Consider the following 21,080-nt stretch of genomic DNA (forward strand, 5'->3'; position numbering starts at 1 on the left):
GGTTTCCCCTCGTTTTCATTGATCTGTATCATAAAATAATAATTCGCTTACACTGACCTTTCAAACGATAAAGAAACCGCCTGGCCATCGCGTCGGGTGCTTTCGCCGAGCGAGGAGACAACGATGCATCGCCGACAGTTTTTCCGTGCTGCCGCTGCGCTGGGCGCCCTAAGCGCCGTCGAGTTCGCGCCCTGGCAGGCCGTCGCCGCCTTTGCCCGGGAGGTGGACGATTTTGTGCGCGGCCCGGCCGTGCGCGACCATCCCTTGCGCCAGGTTTCGCCGCACGTCTGGATGATTTTTTCGCCGGACGGCTTCCCGACCCCGGAAAACCAGGGAATGATGTGCAACCTGACCTTCATCGATACGGCCCAGGGCCTCGTCGTCGTCGATTCCGGCGCCTCGGTGCAGATCGGCGAAATGGCCATCCGCCAGATCAGGAAGCAGTGGCAGAAGCCGGTGGTGGCGATCATCAATACGCATTACCACGGCGATCACTGGCTCGGTAATCACGCCTTCGTCGATGCCTATGGCGCCGACCTGCCGATCTACGCGCATCCCGGTACCATCCGCGAAATCGCGGGGGTGCAGGGCCGGCTGTGGCAGACCCTGCTCGAGCAATGGACCAACCAGGCGACGATGGGCACCCGCGTCGTCCCTCCGCGTTTGCCGCTGGAGGATGGCGCCATCCTCCGCTTCGCCGACGTGACCCTGCGCCTGCACCATTTCGGCAAGGCGCATACGCCGTACGATCTGTGCGTCGAGGTGGTCGAGGACAAGCTGACCTGTGTTGGCGACGTGGCGATGGACCGGCGTATTGCCAACATGGACGACGGCTCCTATCTCGGCACCCTGGCGGCTTATACCCAGCTCGAACAGCGCACGGCCAGCCGCATCTGGCTGCCCGGCCACGGCGAGCCGGGGGGCGGTGTGCTGCAGTGGAACCGGGAACTGTTCGAGGGCATCTACCGTCCCTGTGAACAGGCGATCAAGGATGGTCTGCCGCTGGAAGAGGCCAAGGCGCTGGTGCTCCGCGATCCGCGGGTTGCCTCGCGGGCCAGGGAGACCAAGGGTTTCGAAACGAATATTGGCAAGTACGTCAGCCTGGCCTACCTGGAGGCCGAGGCCGCCGGCTTCTGAATCACCGGATCATGCAAAGGTTAGCCATGAAGATTTTCCGCATTGTGCCGCTCTTCCTGCTTGCGTCCCTGGTCCGGGCCGAGGCGCCGTGGGGGCATGTCGACCTTCAGGCAGCGCCCGAACTGCATCAGAAGGCGTGTGTTGCCTGTCATGCCCGGATGTATGGTGGCGATGGCAGCACGATGTACACCCGCGATGGGCGCATGCTGTCCAACCGGCTGGAACTGTTGCAGCGCGTCGCGGCCTGCAACGCGCAGATGAACGCCGGCTGGTTTCCGGAAGATGAAGCGAACGTCGCGGCCTGGTTGAACAAGCTGTATTACCGCTTCGACAACTGAGCGGGCCTGAAAAGCACAAGGGGGCCGTGGCCCCCTTGCTGTGTCTGCGGCGAGTGCCGCGCGCTCAGTTCTCGGTTTCGTACACCACGTCGGCGCGGCGGTTCTCGGACCATGAGCTTTCATCGTGGCCGGTCAGCTTCGGCCGTGCCTCACCCAGGGTCTTGACCTTGACCTGCTGTTCGCCGGCGCCGTGCGTGAGTAGCGAGGCGCGGACGTTCTCGGCCCGCTTCAGGCCCAGGCGGCGGTTGTAGTCGGTGCTGCCCCGTTCGTCGGCGTGCCCCTCGATACGGACGCGCGCCTTCGGGTGCTCGGCCAGGTAGCGTGCGTGGGCGCGCAGGGCCGGGTCGAAATCGGCCTTGATGTCGGCGCTGTTCAGGTCGAAGTAGACGCTGCGTTGCGTGCGCAGGCCGACGTCATCCATCCGGATCGTGCCATCCGCAGGGGCATTTGCCGTGGCGTTTGCGGCCGGGGCTGCCGGCGTGCTGGCGGCACGTGCCTCGCTCTGCAATTCAGCCGGCACCGGCTTGCCGAGCAGGCCGGGATGGACGCGCAGGGCACCGCTTTGCGCAATGTGCTTGCTTGGCGGAATGTCGCCTTTGGTCGAGCAGGCAGCGAGCAGGGCGGAAAGCAGGAGGGTGAGGGGCAGGGTGGCGCGCATCGTGGATTGGGGCGGCGAGAAGAATCCCGCATGATAGCCGCTCGTCGAATGGACGAACAGTGCCGCCCGGGGGTTTATCCAGGTTTCTCTCATTATTTGGAATAAACAAATTCAAAAATTGTCTTTGTGGTTATATATCAATTCGCTAAATTGGCAACCATTCCACGTGAGGTAAGCCATGACCCAATTCCGCAAATCGATCGCCACTCTCCTGCTCGGCCTGGTTGCCGGTGCCGCCCTGGCCGACACCACCCTGCTCAACGCGTCCTACGACGTCGCCCGTGACGTCTACAAGGACTACAACCCGATGTTCCAGAAGCACTGGAAGGCGAAAACCGGTGAAAGCCTGGAGCTGAAGCAGTCACACGGCGGCTCGACCAAGCAGGTGCGCGCCGTGGCCGACGGCCTGGAAGCCGACGTGGTCACCATGAACCAGGCCAACGACATCGAGTTCCTGGCCGACAAGGGCCTGGTCGCCAAGGACTGGGCCAAGAAATTCCCGAACAACGCTTCGCCCTACACCTCGACCATGGTCTTCATCGTGCGCAAGGGCAACCCGAAGGGGTTCAAGGACTGGAACGACCTGGCGGCGCCGGGTGTCCAGATCATCATCCCGCACCCGAAGAACACCGGCAACGGCCGCAACACCTACCTGTCGGCCTGGGCCTGGGCGCTCAAGCAGCCCGGCGGCAGCGACAAGTCGGCGCAGGAGTTTGTCGGCAAGCTGCTCAAGAACGCCCCGCTGTTCGCCGCCGGCGGCCGTGATGCAACGACGACCTTCATGCAGCGTGGCCTGGGCGACGTGCTGATCACCTTCGAATCCGAGGCCGAGATGATTGCCAAGGAATTCGGCAAGGGCAACTTCGAGGTGATTCATCCCAGCTTGACCATGCAGACCGAGTTCCCGGTCGCCATCATCGAAAAGGTGGTGGACAAGAAGGGTACCCGCAAGCAGGCCACCGCCTATCTGGAATACCTGTGGTCGAAGGAAGGCCAGGAAAACGCCGCCCAGAACTACCTGCGGCCGCGTGATCCGGAGCTGCTCAAGAAATACGCCCACTTCTTCCCGCCGGTGAAGACCTTCACCGTCGATGAAGTCTTCGGCGGTGCCAACAAAGCCTTCGCCACCCACTTCAAGGATGGCGGCAGCTTTGACCAGATCTACGTTGCGAAGTAATTGATCGTGACATCCACTGCAAAGGCGCGAAGGCGCCCAGGTCAGGCCGAGGGGGTTGCGCTTTTCTATGCGCCCCCTGGGCGCCTTCGTGCCCTTGCGGCATAGCGCTTATTCCATGTCTGCAAAAAATCACCGCGTCCTGCCCGGCTTTGGCCTGGCGCTCGGCTACACCCTGGTCTACCTGTCGCTGCTCATCCTGCTGCCGCTCGGCGGCATGGTGCTCAAGGCGTCCGAACTCGGCTTCGGGCAGATCATCGACATCGCCCTTGGCGAGCGCTCACTGGCCGCCTTTCGCGTCACCTTCGGCGCATCGCTGCTGGCTGCCCTGATCAATGCCTTCTTCGGCCTGATCGTGGCCTGGGTGCTGGTCCGCTACCCCTTCCCCGGCAAGCGTTTCGTCGATGCGCTGGTCGATCTGCCTTTCGCGCTGCCGACGGCGGTGGCCGGCATCACGCTGGCCACGCTGTACGCCGGCAATGGCTGGCTGGGCAGCCATCTCGAACCGCTCGGCATCAAGGTCGCCTACACGCCGCTCGGCATCGTCTTCGCGCTTACCTTCATCACCCTGCCTTTTGTCGTACGTACGCTGCAGCCCGTGATCGAGGACATCGAAACCGAAGTCGAGGAAGCCGCTGCGACGCTCGGCGCCTCGCGCTGGCAGACCTTCGTCAAGGTGATTTTTCCGGCCATCGGCCCGGCCCTGCTCACCGGCTTCGCGCTGGCTTTCGCCCGGGCGCTCGGCGAATTCGGTTCGGTCATCTTCATCGCCGGCAACCTGCCGCTGGTCTCCGAAATCGTGCCGCTGCTCATCATCTCCAAACTGGAGCAATACGACGTGCTCGGCGCCACGGCGCTGGCCGTCGTGATGCTGGCGATTTCCTTTGTGTTGCTGCTGGCCATCAACGCCCTGCAATGGTGGGCGGCCAATCGTCACAAGAATGCCGAGCCGCTGGAAGTGGCGGCCGGCAAGGCGGGCAAGGAGGCTGAGGCATGAGCACCCACAAACTGACCCGCGCGACGCAGGAGCCGGCCTGGGTGCGCTACGGGCTGCTGACGATCGGCCTCGGCTTCCTGTTCTTCTTCCTCGGCCTGCCGCTGGTCGCCGTCTTCGTCGAAGCCCTGGCGCAGGGCCTGCCAGTCTATCTCGAAGCGCTGAAGGAACCGGAAACCCGTTCGGCGATCTGGCTGACCATCGTCATCGCGCTGGCCGTGCTGCCCTTCAACATCCTGTTCGGCGTGGCGGCGGCCTGGGCCATCGCCAAGTTCGATTTTCGCGGCAAGAGCTTGCTGATCACGCTGATCGACCTGCCGTTCGCGGTGTCGCCGGTGGTTGCCGGTCTGATCTTCATCCTGCTCTTCGGTTCGCAGGGCTATTTCGGCGAGTGGCTGGCGGCCAAGGAGATCAAGATCATCTTCGCCGTACCGGGCATGATCCTCGCGACGCTGTTCATCACCTTTCCCTTCATCGCCCGGGAGCTGATCCCGCTGATGCAGTCGCAGGGCAAGGATGAGGAAGAGGCGGCGATCTCGCTCGGTGCTTCCGGCTGGCAGATGTTCTGGCGCGTCACGCTGCCCAACATCAAGTGGGGCCTGCTCTACGGCGTGATCCTGTCGAACGCCCGCGCGATGGGCGAATTCGGTGCAGTGAGCGTGGTATCCGGCCACATCCGCGGCGAAACCAACACGCTGCCGCTGCACGTCGAGATCCTCTACAACGAATACAACGCGATCGGCGCCTTCGCCGCCGCCTCGGTGCTGGCCCTGCTGGCGCTGGTCACGCTGGTGGCCAAGACCATCGTTGAATGGCGCATGAAGGCCGAAACCGACATGTTGAATGCTGAACTCCCCGGCGAGAAAACCGCATGAGCATCGAAATCCGTAACATCTCCAAGCGCTTCGGCAACTTTGTCGCGCTCGACAACATCAATCTCGACATTCCGACCGGCGAGCTGGTCGCGCTGCTCGGCCCTTCCGGCTGCGGCAAGACGACGCTGCTGCGGATCATCGCCGGCATGGAGTCGGCCGACCAGGGCGAGATCCTGTTCTCCGGCGCCGAGGCCACCCATCTGCACGCCCGCGAGCGCAACGTCGGCTTCGTCTTCCAGCATTACGCGCTGTTCCGCCACATGACGGTGTTCGAGAACGTCGCCTTCGGCCTGCGCGTCAAGCCGCGCAAGGAGCGGCCGAGCGAGAGCGAGATCAAGCGCCGGGTCATGGAACTGCTTGGCCTCGTCCAGCTCGACTGGCTGGCCGACCGCTATCCGTCGCAACTGTCCGGTGGCCAGCGTCAGCGCATCGCGCTGGCCCGGGCGCTGGCCGTCGAACCCAAGGTGCTGCTGCTCGACGAGCCGTTTGGCGCGCTCGATACCAAGGTGCGCAAGGAGTTGCGCCGCTGGCTGCGCCGCCTGCACGACGACATGCATATCTCCAGCGTCTTCGTCACGCACGACCAGGAAGAAGCGCTGGAGGTGGCCGACCGCGTCGTGGTCATGAACCACGGCCGGATCGAGCAGATCGGTTCGCCCGACGAGGTTTATTCGGCCCCGGCAACGCCTTTCGTCTATCAGTTCCTCGGCAATGTGAACGTCTTCCATAGCCGGGTGCAGGGCGGCTATGCCGAGGTCGAGCGCAGCGAAACGCCGGAGAAGGCCACCGCCTTCGTCCGGCCGCACGATATCGATATCGCCCGGCAGCCGACCGAAGGTGCGCTGGCCGCCACGGTGGCGCATGTCCATCCGATCGGCCCGGTGGTGCGCGTCGAGTTGCAGCATGGCGGCGAGATCGTCGAAGTCGAGCTGTCGCGCGAGCGGCACGAGGCGTTGCAACTGGCTGTCGGCCAGGGGGTCTGGTTCCGGCCACGCCAGATGCGGGTGTTCGGCGCCGACAACCAGCCGAAACCGCCGTCAGAAAAGCAGGCTTTCCTGTTCTGATCCGCGGCAAATCGGGCGCTCGGGGGCGGATGCTATAATCGCCCCCCATTTCGTCAGCGCTAACCGACATCGGTGATTTTTACTCTCGGCATCAACCACCATTCCGCTCCGCTCGCCATTCGCGAGCGCGTTGCGTTCGGCGCCGACAAGCTGGGCCATGCCCTGGCCGACCTGACGCGCGAGCGGCCGGTGCGCGAGGTGGCCATCCTGTCCACCTGCAACCGCACCGAGATCTACTGCGCCGCCGAGTCGCCGGAGGTCGTCATCGACTGGCTGGCCCATTACCACCAGGTGCCGCGCGACGAACTGGCGCCTTACGTCTACACCCATAACCAGCCGGAAGCCATCCGTCACGCCTTCCGCGTCGCCAGCGGCCTCGATTCCATGGTCATTGGCGAGCCGCAGATCCTCGGCCAGATGAAGGACGCCGTGCGCGCCGCCGAGGAAAACGGCACCCTCGGCACCCAGCTGCACAAGCTTTTCCAGCGCTCCTTCTCGGTGGCCAAGGAAGTGCGCAGCACGACCGCCATCGGCGCCAATATCGTCTCCATGGCGGCCGCGGGCGTGCATCTGGCCGAGCGCATCTTCGAGTCGATCAGCGAACAGCGCATCCTGTTCATCGGGGCCGGCGAGATGATCGAACTGTGTGCCGCCCATTTCTGCGCCCAGAAGCCGAAACAGGTCACCATCGCCAACCGCACCGTCGAGCGCGGCCGGGCGCTGGCCGAGCAGTATGGCGGCACCGCCATTCGCCTCGACGAACTGGGTGAGCATCTGGCGCAGCACGACATCGTCGTTTCCTGCACCGCCGCACCGCTGCCCATCATCGGCCTCGGGATGGTCGAACGGGCGATCAAGGCCCGCCGTCACCGCCCGATGTTCATGGTCGACCTCGCTGTGCCGCGCGATATCGAGGAGGAGGTCGGTCGCCTCGATGACGTTTTCCTGTACACCGTCGACGATCTGGCGCAGGTGGTGGAAAGCGGCCTGGAGTCGCGGCAGGCGGCCGTGGTCGAGGCCGAGGACATCATCGCCAACCGGGTCAGGGACTTCCTGGCCTGGCTCGAATCACGCGACACCGTGCCGGTCATCCGCTCGTTGCGCGATGCAGCCGAACGCATGCGCCGCCACGAGATGGAACATGCACTGAAACAACTGGCCAAGGGCGAGAGCCCGGAAAAGGTGCTCGACCACCTGTCGCATCGCCTGACCAACAAGTTCCTGCACGCCCCGACGCAAGCCCTCAACTCAGCGGACGGGACCGAGCGCAGCCAGCTGCAGCACGCCGCGGCGCGCCTCTTCCATCTTCATACCGGCGAATAATCAGAATACCCGCCGCCGAAGCGCGGCGGGCGCAGAGAGACGCGGCGAATGCCGGGGTCGCGCTTGCTCGTTTCGGCGCCTCGGCGGTGACGTGCCTATTCCGGCTTGACCGGCCTCGTTCTGTTATGCGCCGGGGCGTTGGCGGCCGGCGGTGACGATCCGGTTGCGTCCGTCCCGTTTGGCTTGCAGCAGGGCTTCGTCGGCCGCTTCGATCAGCGCGCTGCCGGTGAGGTAGTGCGGCACCGCCGCGATGCCGCAACTGAAGCTGGCGCGCAGGGCGCCCCGGCTGTGGGCGTGCGGCAGTTGCGAAAAATCCTCGCGGATACGGTTGAGCAGGTTTGCTGCCTGGTTGGCGTCGACCCCGCCCAGGGTGACGATGAATTCCTCGCCACCGTAACGCCCGATCAGGTCGCTATTGCGCAGACGGCCGCGCAACAGCCAGGCCAGGCTACGAATGACCTGGTCGCCGACCGGGTGCCCATAGTTGTCGTTGATCGACTTGAAGCGATCGATGTCGATCATCGCCACCGCCAGCTGCCCGACCGGCAGCGTGCGACGCAGCATCTGTTCGAGCTGCTCCTTGGAGGCCGAGTGGTTGAGCAGGCCGGTCAGGCTGTCGTGGCGGCCGGAGCGCAGCATGTCGCGGTAGCGGTCGATCTTGGTCTTGACCACGGCGCTGAGGATGATCGGGTTGGCCGGCTTGGTCAGGAACTGGTCGCCGCCCAGGCGCAGGGCTTCGACTTGTTGCCCGATGTCGGCCTCGCCGGACAGGTAGATGACCGGCAACGACTGGTATTCCGGAATCTGGCGCAGGGCGCGGGTGACTTCGACGCCGGTGCAGAAGGGCATGTACATGTCCATCAGGATGGCGTGTGGCCGGTATTCGGCGCAGGCCTGGAGGAGCGACAGCGGCGTGCTGATCGCCCGGCTGTCGATGCCGTGCAGGTCGAGGGCGCGCTGGATGTGGGCGATGGCGGTCTTCGAGTCCTCGACGATCAGCACGCGGTGGGTTTCCTGCTCGCGGCTCTCGACCAGGTCGAGGATGCGCGACAGGATGTCGCTCAGCTTGACCTCGGCCGGGATGCAGACATTGGCCCCGGCCCGCTGCAGGCTGACGATGGCCTCCAGCGAGGCCGGCACCGACAGGCAATAGACGTAGCTGGCAACGTAGCGCTCCTTCAGGCGCTGCAACGCCGTCAGCGCCTGCTGCGGGTAGGTGCTGTCCTCCTGGTCGGGGACCAGCACGATGGCGAGCGGCGCTTCGTCCAGGTTGGCCGCCCCTTCCCAGTCCAGGGTATGCGACCGGAAACCGTAGAAGCTCAGCTGCTCGACCAGTGCGGCGCTCCACGGGTGGCCGGGGCGCGAGACGATCAGCACGTTGCGCTGGCGCACCCACGGGTCGCGCTCGTCGTTGGTCTGGTCGGACAGCCGCTTGGTGATGACGGCCGGCGTCTCGTGCCGGTACAGCAGTTGCAGGATGGTGTCGAGTTGCTGGCTGATCGCCGCTGTCTGCTCGTTGGTAACCGGGCGCAGCGTGTGGTCGGTGAAGAAGGCGAGGGCGCGGTTCTCCAGCTCCTGGCAGGCACTGGCCAGCCCCGGCAGGTTTTGCTGATTCAGGCGTTCGGTCAGGCCGTTGAGCGACAGCGTGAATTCGACGAACTGGTCGAAGTCGCCGCTACCGAGATAGTTCTGCCAGCGCAGTTCAAGCGTTTCCGCCTGCGCGATGAAGGAGTGGGATACTTTGTGCATGGGAGTCGGCCCGCGAAGGGGGGGATTATTGCGGCATAAGTCCTTGCTGGCAATCACCTTTCATCGCCGATGAACGGCGATCTCGGTTAAAATCGCGCCCCCTGAAATGTTTCCCGGCTAACCCACCACTTCCATGAAATCGAGCATCCGCCAAAAACTCGAGTTGCTGGTCGATCGCCTCGACGAGATCGACCGCCTGCTGTCGGCGCCCGATGCGGCGAACGACATGGAGCAGTTCCGCAAGTTGTCGCGCGAACGGGCCGAGGTCGAGCCGGTGGCCATCCAGTTCAATGCGTTCCGCCAGGCCGAAAACGACATCGTCGAGGCCGAGGCCATGCTGGCCGACCCCGACATGCGCGCGTTCGCCGAGGAGGAAATCGCCGCCGCCAAGGCCCGCCTGCCGGAGCTGGAAATCGCGTTGCAGAAATTGCTGCTGCCGAAAGACCCCAACGACGAGCGCAGCGTGCTGCTCGAAATTCGTGCCGGTACCGGCGGTGACGAATCGGCGCTGTTCGCCGGCGACCTTTTCCGCATGTATTCCCGCTATGCCGAGCGCCAGCGCTGGCAGGTCGAGGTGCTGTCGGCCAGCGAATCGGAACTCGGCGGCTACCGCGAAATCATCTGCCGGCTGGCCGGCAACGGCGCTTATTCCCGGCTCAAGTTCGAATCCGGCGGCCACCGTGTGCAGCGCGTGCCGGAAACTGAGACCCAGGGGCGCATCCACACCTCGGCGTGCACCGTCGCGGTGATGCCGGAAGCCGACGAGGTCGAGGACGTCAACCTCAACCCGGCCGACCTGCGCATCGACACCTTCCGCGCTTCCGGCGCCGGCGGCCAGCACATCAACAAAACCGATTCGGCAGTGCGCATCACGCACCTGCCGACCGGCATCGTCGCCGAGTGTCAGGACGGCCGCTCGCAGCACGCCAACAAGGCATCGGCCATGAAGGTATTGGCCGCCCGCATCAAGGACGTCCAGGTGCGCGCCCAGCAGAGCGCCATCGCCAGTACCCGCAAGAGCCTGATCGGCTCCGGCGACCGCTCCGAGCGGATCCGTACCTACAACTTCCCGCAGGGGCGGGTGACGGATCACCGCATCAACCTGACCCTGTACAAGATCGCGGCGATCATGGACGGCGACATGGACGAACTGCTCGGCGCGCTGGCCTCCGAACACCAGGCCGACCAGTTGGCCGAACTGGCCGAGCAGAACTGAGCATGACGCTGGGCGAGGCGCTGGCCCTGGCGCGCGGCCGGATCGACCGTCTCGATGCGCGGCTGCTCCTGCAATACGCCACCGGCTGCAGCCATGCCGACCTGCTGGCTCGTCCGGAAACCCCGGTCATTCCCGCGGCCTTCGCGCAATTTGCCGACTGGCTCGCGCGCCGCGCCGCTGGCGAGCCGCTGGCCTATCTGGTCGGCGAAACGGAATTTCGCGGCCGCGTTTTCCAGGTGTCGCCCGCCGTGCTGATTCCGCGTCCGGAGACCGAGGTGCTGATCGAGTTGGCGCTGGCCAGGCTCGCCGGACAAGCCGCTCCGTCCGTCGTCGATCTCGGTACCGGTTCCGGCATCGTGGCCATTTCGCTGGCCCTGGAATACCCGGCGGCGTCGGTTGTGGCGGTCGACCTGTCGCCCGGGGCGTTGGCCGTTGCCCGCAACAATGCCGGTCGGCTGGGGGCGAAGGTTGATTTCCACGAAGGCGACTGGCTGGCGCCGCTGGCCGGCCGGCGCTTCGACCTGATCGTTTCCAACCCGCCCTATATCGCCGAGGGCGATCCGCACCTCGCATTGAACGGCCTGCCGCATGAGCCGCGCCTGGCGCTGACCGACCAGCAATCGGGCGGCAACGGTCTGGCCTGCATCCAGCGCATCGTGGGCGATGCGGCCACCCATCTGACCCCCGGCGGCTGGCTGCTCTTCGAGCACGGCTACGACCAGGGCGAGGCGAGCCGGAACTTATTGGCTGCGGCCGGTTTCAAAGATGTATTCACTCACCCCGACCTAGCCGGCATTGCCCGCGTCTCAGGCGGCCACCTGTAATCTGGAGAACCCATGTCCGACGTTCAGCAACGCATCCGTGAAACCGTGACCAACAATCCGGTCGTCCTCTACATGAAGGGCGACGCCCGCTTCCCGCAGTGCGGCTTTTCGGCCACTGCCGTGCAGATTCTCAAGCTGTGCGGCGTGACCGATTTCGTGACGGTCAATGTGCTGGCCGACGAGGAAATCCGCCAGGGCGTCAAGGAATACGCCAACTGGCCGACCATTCCGCAGCTCTATATCAAGGGCGAGTTCGTCGGCGGTTGCGACATCATGAAGGAAATGTACCAGTCCGGCGAGTTGCAGCAGTTGCTGGAAGGTATTGCCGCCTGATTGTCGGCTGGCTGAAAAGCAAAACCGGGGCGTGCCCCGGTTTTTTGTTGGCGGTTTGCCTGATGTTCAGGCTTCGGCCACTTGGAAATCGATGCTGGCGCCATCCTTGACGATTTCCTTCACGGCGCAGTGGGCCACGCTGTCCAGCACCTTGGCCTTCTGCTCGGCGGTGAAGTGCGCCGGGAAGCGGACCTCGCTGCGGAACTTGGCCAGGGTCAGCGGACCACCGGCGCCGGTGAAGGGCTTGCAATCGATGACGATGCCTTCCGGCGAGATGCCGAGTTCCTTGCAGGCCTTCTTGGTGTAGACGGCGGCGCAGGCGGCCAGCGCGGCGTAGAAGGCTTCGAGCGGGTTCATCAGCGAGCCGTTCACCGCATAGTTGGCTTCGTGCTTGGCGCTGGTGACCTTGATGAGGGGGGTGCTGTCGACAACGGTGTTGTACATGCTGTTCGTCCTGAGGTGAATTTTATTTGGCTGGTTGATCGGTATATCAACGAGTGCTTATATATTAAACCTCCGTTGGCGAAGGCGCAAAAAAACCGCCGGGGTGGCCGGCGGTTCTTGCGGTGCCTGGCTTGATCAAGCGAGCCGCTGACGGGCGCGGGCGATGGCAGCTTTGACCTGCTCCGGCGCGGTGCCGCCGATGTGGTTGCGGGAAGCCAGCGAGCCCTCGACGGTCAGCACGGCGAAGACGTCGGCTTCGACCTGCGGGCAGAAGGCCTTCAGTTCATCGAGCGTCAGCTGCGGCAGGTCGACGCCCTTGGCTTCGGCGGCCTTGACGGCGTGACCGACGGCTTCGTGCGCGTCGCGGAAGGGCAGGCCCTTCTTGACCAGGTAGTCGGCGAGGTCGGTGGCGGTGGCGAAGCCCTGGGTCAGTGCGGCCTTCATGTTGTCGGCCCGCACGGTGATGCCGCCGGCCATGTCGGCGAAGATGCGCAGCGTGTCGGTCACGGTGTCGACGGCGTCGAACAGCGGTTCCTTGTCTTCCTGATTATCCTTGTTGTAGGCCAGTGGCTGCGACTTCATCAGGGTCAGCAGGCTCATCAGCTGGCCGTAGACGCGGCCGGTCTTGCCACGGGCGAGTTCCGGCACGTCCGGGTTCTTCTTCTGCGGCATGATCGAGGAGCCGGTGCAGAAGCGGTCGGCAATCTGGATGAAGCCGACGCGCGGGCTCATCCACATGACCAGTTCTTCGGACAGGCGACTGATGTGCATCATCAGCAGGGCGCAGGCGGCGGTGAATTCGATGGCGAAGTCGCGGTCGGACACAGCGTCCAGCGAGTTTTCGCAAACGCCTTCGAAACCCAGTTCGGCGGCGACGAATTCGCGGTCGATCGGGTAGGTCGTGCCGGCCAGCGCGGCCGAGCCGAGCGGCAGGCGGTTGGTACGCTTGCGGGCATCGGCGAAGCGCTCGGCATCGCGGCCGAACATTTCGAAGTAGGCGAGCATGTGGTGGCCGAAGGTGACCGGTTGGGCGACCTGCAGGTGCGTGAAGCCGGGCATCGGCGTGGCGGCTTCTTTCTCGGCCAGGTCGACCAGCGCACTGCGGAATTGCTTCAACAGCACCTGGATGTCGTCGATGCTGTCGCGCAGGTAGAGGCGGATGTCGGTAGCCACCTGGTCGTTACGCGAACGGCCGGTGTGCAGGCGCTTGCCGGCATCGCCGACCAGTGCGGTCAGGCGCTTCTCGACGTTGAGGTGCACGTCTTCCAGGTCGATCGACCATTCCAGCTGGCCGGATTCGATTTCCTGCGCCACCTGCGCCATGCCGCGCTCGATGTCGGCCAGGTCCTGGGCGCTGATGATGCCCTGCTTGGCGAGCATTCTGGCGTGCGCCAGCGAACCGCGGATGTCCTGGCGCCACATGCGCTGGTCGAAGTCCACGGAGGCCGTGTAGCGTTTGACGAGATCTGAAACCGGCTCGGAGAAGCGGCCGGCCCAAGTGTATTGATTGGCGTTGGAGGTCATGACTCTGGTCTAGAATGGGGCGCTAGGCGACGATTTGACGACGAATTTCAAGGAAACCCGCACAAGGATGGCAAGTATACGGCACTTTCCGGCGACGCACCCGCTGCCCGACTGGCGCAATTTCGGGGTCATGCTGCGCGTCCTGCTCGGAATCAATGGCCTGGCAGCGCTCGCCGCGCTGATCCAGGCGCCGGCCATCGGCAAGTGGCTGGAAAGCTATCTGCAGATGGCGGCCATCGTCGAGCCGCTGCTTCTCGTCTCACTGGGGCTGCTCGCCCTGCTGCGCGACGCCCTGTGGCGCCTCCCGCTGCGTATCGGGCAGGCCCTGGTCATCGGATTGGCCGGGGCTCTGGCCGGCTGGCTCATCCTGTATGCCGGCAGCCTGACCCTGGTCGAACCCGGTGCGGCGCTGCGCGCGGTCCTGCTGGCCATGGCAACTGCCGGCCTGCTGCTCGCCTATTTTGAGCTGCGCGCCAAGGCCCTGTCGCCGGCCCAGGCCGAGGCCCGCCTGGCCGCGCTGAACGCCCGCATCCGGCCGCATTTCCTGTTCAATTCGCTGAATGCCGTGCTGTCGCTGATCCGCGCCCGGCCACAGCAGGCCGAAGCGGCGCTGGAGTCGCTCTCCGACCTGTTCCGGGCAGCGATGCGCGATCCGGGCGAACTGGTCAGCCTGGCCGATGAAATTGCCCTGGGCCGGCAATATCTGGAACTGGAGACGTTGCGCCTGGGCGAGGACAGGTTGCGCGTCGACTGGCAACTCGGCACGGCGCCGCTCGACCTGCCGATTCCGCCGCTGATGCTGCAGCCCTTGCTCGAAAACGCCGTCTATCATGGCATCGAGCCCTCGCCGGAGGGGGGCACGGTGGTGGTCGCCATCGCCCGGGACGGTGACGAGTTGCACATCACGATCAGCAACCCGACCGCCGGTCAGGCGCAGCACGCCGCCGGCAACCAGATGGCCCTAGCCAACATCCGCGAACGCCTGGCCCTGTATTACGATCTGGAAGCCCGTCTGGAAACCGAGGTGGGCGACCACCGTTACGATGTCCGTATCACCCTGCCATGCCAGCGCAAAGTCCGTTGAATATCCTGATCGTCGATGACGAGCCACTGGCTCGTGACCGCCTGCGCACGTTACTGGCCGACCTTGCCGTGCAATTGCCGAGTGTGGTGGTGGGCGAGGCGGCGAACGGCGTCCAGGCGCTCGATCTGCTGCAGGTGCACACCGTCGATGTCGTGCTGGCCGACATCCGCATGCCGGGGATGGACGGCATCGAACTGGCGACCCACCTTGGCCGCCTGGAAAAGCCGCCGGCAGTGATTTTCTGTACTGCCTACGACAATTACGCCGTGCAGGCCTTCGATCTCAATGCCGTTGATTACCTGCTGAAGCCGGTGCGCGCCCAGCGCCTGCTCGCGGCGCTACAGAAGGTGCCGGCCAGCCGGCCGGACGGCACGCTGTTCGCCCGAATCGGCCAGGAAATCCGCGGCGGTGGCCGGACCCATCTGTCCTGCCACGAGCGCGGCCGCCTGCTCCTCGTGCCGGTCGGCGAAGTGCTCTATTTCAAGGCCGACCTGAAGTACGTCACGGCGCGCACCGCTGAGCGCGAATACCTGCTCGACGAGGCGCTGACCCATCTGGAAGGCGAGTTCGCCGATCGCTTCCTGCGCCTGCATCGCTCGGTGCTGGTTGCCAAGACGGCGTTGGCTGGTTTCGAGAAGGCCGCCGGCGACGATGCCGAGGCCTATGGCTGGGCGTTGCTGCGCGGCGTGCCGGAAAAGCTGCCGGTCAGCCGCCGGCAATGGGCGCCGGCCAAGGCGCTGGTCAAGAGTTCCTGAAATCTGGAGAGTGAGAAACGACGTGAGCCAACGCTGCCCGCACTGCCACTACGTCCGACAACCTGACGACGACGCCCCCGACTGGCAATGCCCGGCTTGCACCAAAGCCTATGCCAAGGCCGCTGCCGTGCCGCCGCCCGATGGCACGAACAACGCTCGCCCGCGTCATTCCATGGGCCACCAGGGCGGCGTCGGACGCTGGTTGCTCGTCCTGCTCGCTTTCGGCGCCGCACTCTGGTTCGGGCGCACCTTGTTCCCGGCAACGGCGGCGCCGGATGGGCCGGCTGCCACAGGCCAGCCGGAAGTTCGCCTCTATGCGACGGCCTGGTGCGGCTACTGCCGGCTGACGCGTGACTTCTTCGCCGCCAACGGCATCCAGTATGTCGAACACGATATCGAACAAAGCTCGGAAGCCCTCAAGGAGCACCGCAAGTTAGGCGGCAACGGGGTGCCCTTGATCGTGGTCGGCGATGACGTGGTCAAGGGCTGGAACGAGGCAGCCCTGCGCCGTTTGCTGGCGCCCTGGCTCAAAGGCTGAAGCCCGCCACGCCGCCCGCCGCCAGACGGGCATGCCGATCGGCCAGGGCGTTGCCGCGACAGCGGCCGTGGCCCTTGATCCAGTGCAACGTGGTATGGGCAAGCTGGGCGTGGAGAGCGGTTCCCGGGATGCCTGCCGCACCGATATTGCCCGGCTCACGGGGTGGCGATGACTGGATGCCGGCCAGCCAGGCGAGGGCATCGCGATTGTCGGAAAACAGGGCGACGGCCTGGCCGGGATAGAGCCGGCTGGCCTGCTCCAGGCCAAACACTGCGGCCTGGAGTTCAAGCTGGTTACTGCCGTCGAGCGCCACGCTGCGCGTGAAGATCGCCGGTTCGCTGGCCGGGTCGGCATACAGCACGACCGACAGCCCGCCGTGCCGCAGGCGGCTGGCATCGGTGAAGAGTAGTCGGCAGCCGGCGAAGTCGGTCATCAGGCGTTCGGGCAGCGGGCCGGCCGAGAGGTGGATGGGGGCTGCGGGCTTGCGGTTTCTACGCCTGGCCATCGCGCCTGCCTGTGGGTCTGGTCGAATGGCGGCCCGGAAAAGGCGAAAGCCCCGTACCGGGGGGAGTACGGGGCTTTCTGGACGGCCGGTGGGGGTTGGGGGAGGGGGCCGTCATGGCTGATGTCTGTTCAGCGCATGTGTTCAAGATAAGGCCAGCCCCCGCCGCTTTCAAGTAACGGTTTGCAACAGAGCGTATCGCTGTGTTTCGCTTCAATCGCCGAGGGCCCGGCTGACGACTTCGAGCACGTCGCGCGACAAGCCGTCATGCTGGCGGATGCGTTCGAGTGCGGCGCGGGCGTGGGCTTGGCGGCCGGCATCGAACTTCTGCCAGCGGTCGAAACTGCGCGCCAGGCGCGAGGCAACCTGCGGGTTCTTGTCGTGCAGCTCGAGAATACGGTCGGCCATGAAGGCGTAGCCGCTGCCGTCGGCAGCGTTGAAGCGCACCAGGTTGGCCCCGAAGTTGCGGATCAGCGCATAGATCTTGTTCGGGTTGCCGGCGTCGAAGGCAGGGTGGGTGGTCAGCGCCTTGACGGTGGCCAGCGTGTCCGGCCGGCGGCTGCTCGATTGCGCGGCCAGCCACTTGTCGACGACCAGCGCTTCGTCGCGCCATTGCGCGTAGAAAGCGGCGAGCGCTTCGTCGCGTTGCGGGCAGGTGGCGGCATTGACGTTGGCCAGGGCGGCCAGCGCGGCATACTGGTCGGTCATGTTGTCGGCCGCCTTGAACTGCTGCAGTGCCCGTTGGCGAACGGCGTCGGTATCGAGTTCGAGCAAGTAGCCCAGGCAGACGTTGCGCAGGGCGCGGCGGCCGGCCTGTTCGCTGGTCGGGGCGTAGGGTTCGGTGATGGCCAGCGCGGCGTAGAGGCCGGAGAACTCGCCTTCCAGTTCCTCGGCCAGATGGCGGCGCAGGCCGTTGCGCGCGGCGTGCAGGGCGTCGGGATCGACGACGTCGAGCAGTTCGGCCAGCGTGCCTTCGCCGGGCAGCGTCAGGGCTTCGGCGACGAAGGCGGCGCCCCGTTGGGCTTGCGTCTGCAGCAGGCGGCGGCAGGCGGCGGTGAAGGTGTCGGGCCAGCCCGGATTTTGGCCTGCGGCGATGGCCTGGGCGGCGTCGAGGATCAGGGTTGTGGCCAGCCGCTGGCCGGCTTCCCAGGCGTTGAAAGCATCGGATTCATGGCCGAGCAGCAGGGCCAGTTGTTCCGGCGTGTAGTCGAAATCGAGATAGACCGGCGCCGAGAAATCGCGCAGCAGCGACGGCACCGGTTCGGCAGCGACGTCGTTGAAGACGAAGGACTGGCTGGTGGCGGTCAGGTGCAACGTGCGTTCGCTGCCGGACAGCAGGTCGCCGGCTTCCGAAAACAGGGCAACGCGGATCGGGATCAGGTAAGGCTGATCGTCTGAGGCGCGGCGATTGCTCTGCGTGCAGGTCAGCGTGTAGGTCCGCGACTCGGCATCGTAGTGGCCGTCGACGGCGACGTGCGGTGTGCCCGGCTGGTTGTACCAGCGCATGAACTGGCCGAAGTCGAAGCCGCTGGCGGCAGCCATCGAAGCGACGAAGTCCTCGCAGGTGACGGCCTGGCCGTCGTGGCGGCGAAAGTATTCGTCCATGCCCCGGCGGAAGCCGTCGCGGCCGATCAGTGTCTGGATCATGCGGATGACTTCGGCGCCCTTTTCATACACCGTGGCGGTGTAGAAGTTGTTGATCTCGACAAAGCTGGCCGGGCGCACCGGATGGGCCATCGGACCGGCATCTTCCGGGAACTGCGCGGCGCGCAGGCCGCGCACCTCGCGGATGCGGGCGGTCTGGCGATTGTGCAGGTCGGCACCGAATTCCTGGTCGCGGAAGACGGTCAGCCCCTCCTTCAGTGACAGCTGGAACCAGTCGCGGCAGGTGACGCGGTTGCCGGTCCAGTTGTGGAAGTATTCGTGGGCCACGACGCGGTCGATATTCTCGAAATCGACGTCGGTGGCGACATCGGGCCGGGCCAGCACGTACTTGGTATTAAAAATGTTGAGGCCCTTGTTCTCCATCGCGCCCATGTTGAAGTCGCCGACAGCGACGATCATGTAATGGTCGAGGTCGCATTCCAGGCCGAAACGTTCCTCGTCCCATTTCATGGATTTCTGCAGGGCGGCCATGGCGTGCGGACACTGGTCGAGCTTGCCCGGTTCGACGTAGATGGCGAGCTGCACGGTGCGGCCGGAAGCAGTGCGGAACGTGTCGCGCAGCACATCGAGCTTGCCGGCGACGACGGCGAACAGGTAGGCCGGTTTCTTGAAGGGATCGGTCCACTTGGCCCAGTGGCGGTTGTTGGCCTCGTCACCGCTGGCCACCGGGTTGCCGTTGGCGAGCAGCACCGGATAGGTGGCCTTGTCGGCGTGCAGCGTCACGGTATAGGTCGCCATGACGTCCGGCCGGTCGAGGAACCAGGTGATGCGGCGGAAACCCTGCGCCTCGCATTGCGTGAAATAGCCGTCCTTTGAGCGGTAGAGGCCCGACAGGCGGGTGTTCTTGTCCGGGTCGATGCGCACGACGGTCTGCAGCGTGCAGGTGTCGGGCAGGTCGGCCAGCGTCAGCGAAGTCGGCGTTTCGGATTTGGGCCAATTTTTCCCGTCGACTGTGACCGACAGGGTGTCGAGTTCCTCGCCATCGAGCACAAGCGGCTGGCCGGGGCACGCGGGGTTGCGGCGCAGGGCCAGCGTGGCGGTGACGGTGGTGCTGCCGGCGGCGATGTCGAAATCGAGATCGACGGTGTCGATCCAGAAGGCCGGCGGGGTGTAATCCTTGAGATAAACGGTCGGGGGCGTATCGGTTTTCATGGGGGGCGGGCGCTGACGTCAAACAAGCGCCCGATGATACGCCAGGAACCGCTCCGGTCGCGTGGCCGGAGCGTGCGGAGCCTCAGTCGCGGCCGCGGCCGTGCCCGTGTCCGTGACCATGGTCGCGGTCGCCCCGGCCGCCGCGCTCTTCATAGCGGTCACCAGCGCGATAGCCGTCGCGGTAACCGTCACGATAGTCTCGGTCGCGTCCGCGGTGGCCATGGCGCTCCTGGTAGCGCGGCGCGTATTCATGGCGGTACCAGTCGTCCTGGACGAAATACACCGGGCGGCCACAGGCGTTGTAGCGGCCACAATAGTGGCGCCATTTTTTGGCGTGGCCGGGCGGTACGCGCAGGTAGATGGGCGGGTAGGCGACCGGCGCCGGGCGGATGATCATCGGCTCCGGGAAGATCAACGCCGGGGCGGGGTAGCCGCCAATGTCGATGCGCCCGTAGAAGCCGGGCTGGCCGATGCTGACCGACACCTGGGCGGTGGCCGGTGCGATGAGGAGGGGGGGGAGCAGCATGGCTGCGAGAAAATGGCGTAGCTTCATGGCGACGGATTCCTTTCAGTACATATCGATTTAACGACAGAACCGCCGGCCTGGTGGACGCCGGGGTACAAAATACTTGTCGCTTTTTTGCGACAAGCTGCCGGGAAGCCTAGCGCCGTCGCCAGACCTGCCAGCGTTCCCGGCCGGCGAAGACCGATATGGAATCATGGACAGCCCGGTCCTCGATTTGTTCGAAGTCGGCTTGCAGCAGGTCGTCGAGTTGCTCAGGCAGGATGCCGAAGGGCGGGCCCTTGAGCTGATCGCAGAGGAAGAAATAGCCGGCCAGCAGGCCGCCCGGCGGCAGCAGTTCGGCGACCCGGCGGCCCCAGTCGGCCCACAATTTGCGCGGCAGGGCGCACAGGAAGGCGCGTTCGTAGATCAGTTCGAGCGGCTGTTGCGGTTGCCAGGCGAAGAAGTCGGCGCAGACCAGATCAACGGCGGCTGCGCCGAGCACCTCGCGGGCGCGGGCGACGGCCTGCGGCGAAAAGTCCAGCGCCGTGACCGGCCAGGCGTGCGCGGCGAGATGCTGCGCTTCCCAGGCGCTGCCGCAGCCGGGGATCAGGGTGTTCAGCGGCCGGGCCTGGCGGGCGACGAATTCGGCGAAGTCGCCCGGTACCTGGCCGGCATCCCAGGGTGTCGTCCCCTCGCCGAAGCGCTTGCACCAGAAGTCGGGATGTTCGGGGCGCTGGTCGGCGGGCTTGGTGGTTTCAGTCATGGCTGTTTCAGTTTGCGGCTTGCCTGCTCGATGGCATCGTCGAGATAGCTTTGGTAGAAGTCGGGCAGCCGGGCGCCGACGATGGGCTCGGCCAGCTTGCGGCCGTTCGGGCCATAGAAGGCGACGACCGGCACCAGCTTGATCTTCTCGCGGGTAGCGAAGGCGGCGTGGGTAGTCGGCCGCCCCTGGAAGTCGATCAGCGGCGTGTCGCGATCCTGGCCGATTTCGCGGATCATCAGGCGCTTGCCGCGCTGGGTGTCGGCGGCCATCGGCCCGAGGTGCTCGCGCTTGATCGTCTGGCAGAACCTGCAGTCGTCCCGGCTGTAGATGACGATGAGCGGCTGGCCGGTGCGGGCGGCTGCAGCGGCCTCGGCGCGCAGGTCCGCGGCGCGGGAAAGCTCGGATGCATCAAGAGCCACCCAGGGGGCGCATGCTAGAATCAGCGCTCCTATTTGCCCAGCCC

General features: G+C 65.3%; 22 protein-coding genes. 13 read left to right on the forward strand and 9 right to left on the reverse strand.

The window, feature by feature from the left end; genetic code table 11:
• Positions 1-123: 123 nt before the first annotated feature.
• Positions 124-1,137, forward strand: coding sequence for an MBL fold metallo-hydrolase (locus K420_RS0106975; RefSeq protein ID WP_027457442.1), 1,014 nt, complete (start codon positions 124-126; stop codon positions 1,135-1,137).
• An 11-nt stretch (positions 1,138-1,148) separates the two neighbouring features.
• A complete protein-coding gene (locus K420_RS0106980) occupies positions 1,149-1,475 on the forward strand; it encodes a cytochrome c (RefSeq protein ID WP_232422743.1) in 327 nt (108 codons plus the stop codon).
• 64 nt (positions 1,476-1,539) lie between these two features.
• On the opposite strand, the gene K420_RS18380 is transcribed toward K420_RS0106980, so the two are convergent.
• A complete protein-coding gene (locus K420_RS18380) occupies positions 1,540-2,133 on the reverse strand; it encodes an OmpA family protein (protein ID WP_035854581.1) in 594 nt (197 codons plus the stop codon).
• Between the two features lie 178 nt (positions 2,134-2,311).
• On the opposite strand from K420_RS18380, the gene K420_RS0106990 reads away from it, so the two are divergent.
• The 5 genes from K420_RS0106990 (at position 2,312) to hemA (ending at position 7,563) form a co-directional block, all read left to right on the forward strand.
• Positions 2,312-3,310, forward strand: coding sequence for a sulfate ABC transporter substrate-binding protein (locus K420_RS0106990; protein ID WP_027457444.1), 999 nt, complete (start codon positions 2,312-2,314; stop codon positions 3,308-3,310).
• A gap of 115 nt (positions 3,311-3,425) precedes the next feature.
• On the forward strand, positions 3,426-4,304 hold the full coding sequence (cysT, locus tag K420_RS0106995) for a sulfate ABC transporter permease subunit CysT (RefSeq protein WP_027457445.1): 879 nt from the start codon (positions 3,426-3,428) through the stop codon (positions 4,302-4,304).
• Positions 4,301-5,176, forward strand: coding sequence for a sulfate ABC transporter permease subunit CysW (cysW, locus tag K420_RS0107000; protein ID WP_027457446.1), 876 nt, complete (start codon positions 4,301-4,303; stop codon positions 5,174-5,176). The genes cysT and cysW overlap by 4 nt, the downstream gene beginning before the upstream one ends.
• On the forward strand, positions 5,173-6,240 hold the full coding sequence (locus K420_RS0107005) for a sulfate/molybdate ABC transporter ATP-binding protein (protein ID WP_027457447.1): 1,068 nt from the start codon (positions 5,173-5,175) through the stop codon (positions 6,238-6,240). The genes cysW and K420_RS0107005 overlap by 4 nt, the downstream gene beginning before the upstream one ends.
• Positions 6,241-6,312: 72 nt before the next feature.
• A complete protein-coding gene (gene hemA, locus K420_RS0107010) occupies positions 6,313-7,563 on the forward strand; it encodes a glutamyl-tRNA reductase (protein WP_027457448.1) in 1,251 nt (416 codons plus the stop codon).
• 123 nt (positions 7,564-7,686) lie between these two features.
• On the opposite strand, the gene K420_RS0107015 is transcribed toward hemA, so the two are convergent.
• Positions 7,687-9,312 (reverse strand): GGDEF domain-containing protein, encoded by a 1,626-nt coding sequence (locus tag K420_RS0107015; protein WP_035854584.1) that lies wholly within the window; start codon positions 9,310-9,312, stop codon positions 7,687-7,689.
• A gap of 133 nt (positions 9,313-9,445) precedes the next feature.
• On the opposite strand from K420_RS0107015, the gene prfA reads away from it, so the two are divergent.
• The 3 genes from prfA to grxD are packed head-to-tail and all read left to right on the forward strand — an operon-like array spanning position 9,446 to position 11,685.
• Entirely contained in the window at positions 9,446-10,528 is a 1,083-nt protein-coding gene (prfA, locus tag K420_RS0107020; RefSeq protein ID WP_027457450.1) for a peptide chain release factor 1, read from the forward strand.
• A 2-nt stretch (positions 10,529-10,530) separates the two neighbouring features.
• A complete protein-coding gene (prmC, locus tag K420_RS0107025; RefSeq protein WP_027457451.1) occupies positions 10,531-11,352 on the forward strand; it encodes a peptide chain release factor N(5)-glutamine methyltransferase in 822 nt (273 codons plus the stop codon).
• A gap of 12 nt (positions 11,353-11,364) precedes the next feature.
• Positions 11,365-11,685, forward strand: a complete 321-nt coding sequence (grxD, locus tag K420_RS0107030) for a Grx4 family monothiol glutaredoxin (RefSeq protein ID WP_027457452.1) — start codon at positions 11,365-11,367, stop codon at positions 11,683-11,685.
• Positions 11,686-11,751: 66 nt separating this feature from the next.
• On the opposite strand, the gene K420_RS0107035 is transcribed toward grxD, so the two are convergent.
• Both K420_RS0107035 and argH read right to left on the reverse strand, forming a co-directional pair.
• Complete coding sequence (locus tag K420_RS0107035) at positions 11,752-12,129, reverse strand: OsmC family protein (protein ID WP_027457453.1); 378 nt, start codon at positions 12,127-12,129, stop codon at positions 11,752-11,754.
• Between the two features lie 135 nt (positions 12,130-12,264).
• Complete coding sequence (gene argH / locus K420_RS0107040) at positions 12,265-13,653, reverse strand: argininosuccinate lyase (protein WP_027457454.1); 1,389 nt, start codon at positions 13,651-13,653, stop codon at positions 12,265-12,267.
• Between the two features lie 67 nt (positions 13,654-13,720).
• On the opposite strand from argH, the gene K420_RS0107045 reads away from it, so the two are divergent.
• Genes K420_RS0107045 through K420_RS0107055 form a run of 3 tightly spaced genes read left to right on the forward strand, consistent with a single transcriptional unit; the run spans position 13,721 to position 16,030 of the window.
• On the forward strand, positions 13,721-14,737 hold the full coding sequence (locus tag K420_RS0107045) for a sensor histidine kinase (RefSeq protein WP_051453001.1): 1,017 nt from the start codon (positions 13,721-13,723) through the stop codon (positions 14,735-14,737).
• A complete protein-coding gene (locus K420_RS0107050) occupies positions 14,716-15,492 on the forward strand; it encodes a LytR/AlgR family response regulator transcription factor (RefSeq protein ID WP_027457456.1) in 777 nt (258 codons plus the stop codon). Before K420_RS0107045 ends, K420_RS0107050 begins: the two co-directional genes overlap by 22 nt.
• Before the next feature lie 22 nt (positions 15,493-15,514).
• The gene (locus K420_RS0107055; RefSeq protein WP_027457457.1) at positions 15,515-16,030 is read left to right on the forward strand and encodes a glutaredoxin family protein; all 516 of its coding nucleotides are present in this window, start codon (positions 15,515-15,517) and stop codon (positions 16,028-16,030) included.
• Here the strand turns inward: K420_RS0107055 and K420_RS0107060 are convergent.
• The 5 genes from K420_RS0107060 to K420_RS0107080 all read right to left on the reverse strand — a co-directional run bounded on the left by K420_RS0107060 (position 16,020) and on the right by K420_RS0107080 (position 21,036).
• Positions 16,020-16,535, reverse strand: coding sequence for an RNase H family protein (locus K420_RS0107060; RefSeq protein ID WP_027457458.1), 516 nt, complete (start codon positions 16,533-16,535; stop codon positions 16,020-16,022). The two genes, K420_RS0107055 and K420_RS0107060, sit on opposite strands and share 11 nt — an antisense overlap.
• Positions 16,536-16,745: 210 nt before the next feature.
• Entirely contained in the window at positions 16,746-19,349 is a 2,604-nt protein-coding gene (gene pepN, locus K420_RS0107065; protein WP_027457459.1) for an aminopeptidase N, read from the reverse strand.
• A gap of 82 nt (positions 19,350-19,431) precedes the next feature.
• Positions 19,432-19,902, reverse strand: a complete 471-nt coding sequence (locus K420_RS0107070) for a hypothetical protein (RefSeq protein WP_027457460.1) — start codon at positions 19,900-19,902, stop codon at positions 19,432-19,434.
• A gap of 109 nt (positions 19,903-20,011) precedes the next feature.
• Positions 20,012-20,617, reverse strand: a complete 606-nt coding sequence (locus tag K420_RS0107075) for a methyltransferase domain-containing protein (protein WP_027457461.1) — start codon at positions 20,615-20,617, stop codon at positions 20,012-20,014.
• Positions 20,614-21,036: a thioredoxin family protein gene (locus K420_RS0107080; protein ID WP_051453002.1), complete on the reverse strand. Its 423-nt coding sequence runs from the start codon at positions 21,034-21,036 to the stop codon at positions 20,614-20,616. The genes K420_RS0107075 and K420_RS0107080 overlap by 4 nt, the downstream gene beginning before the upstream one ends.
• Positions 21,037-21,080: the final 44 nt, after the last annotated feature.

The sequence above is a fragment of the Dechloromonas agitata is5 genome (assembly GCF_000519045.1).
Lineage (GTDB): Bacteria > Pseudomonadota > Gammaproteobacteria > Burkholderiales > Rhodocyclaceae > Azonexus > Azonexus agitatus.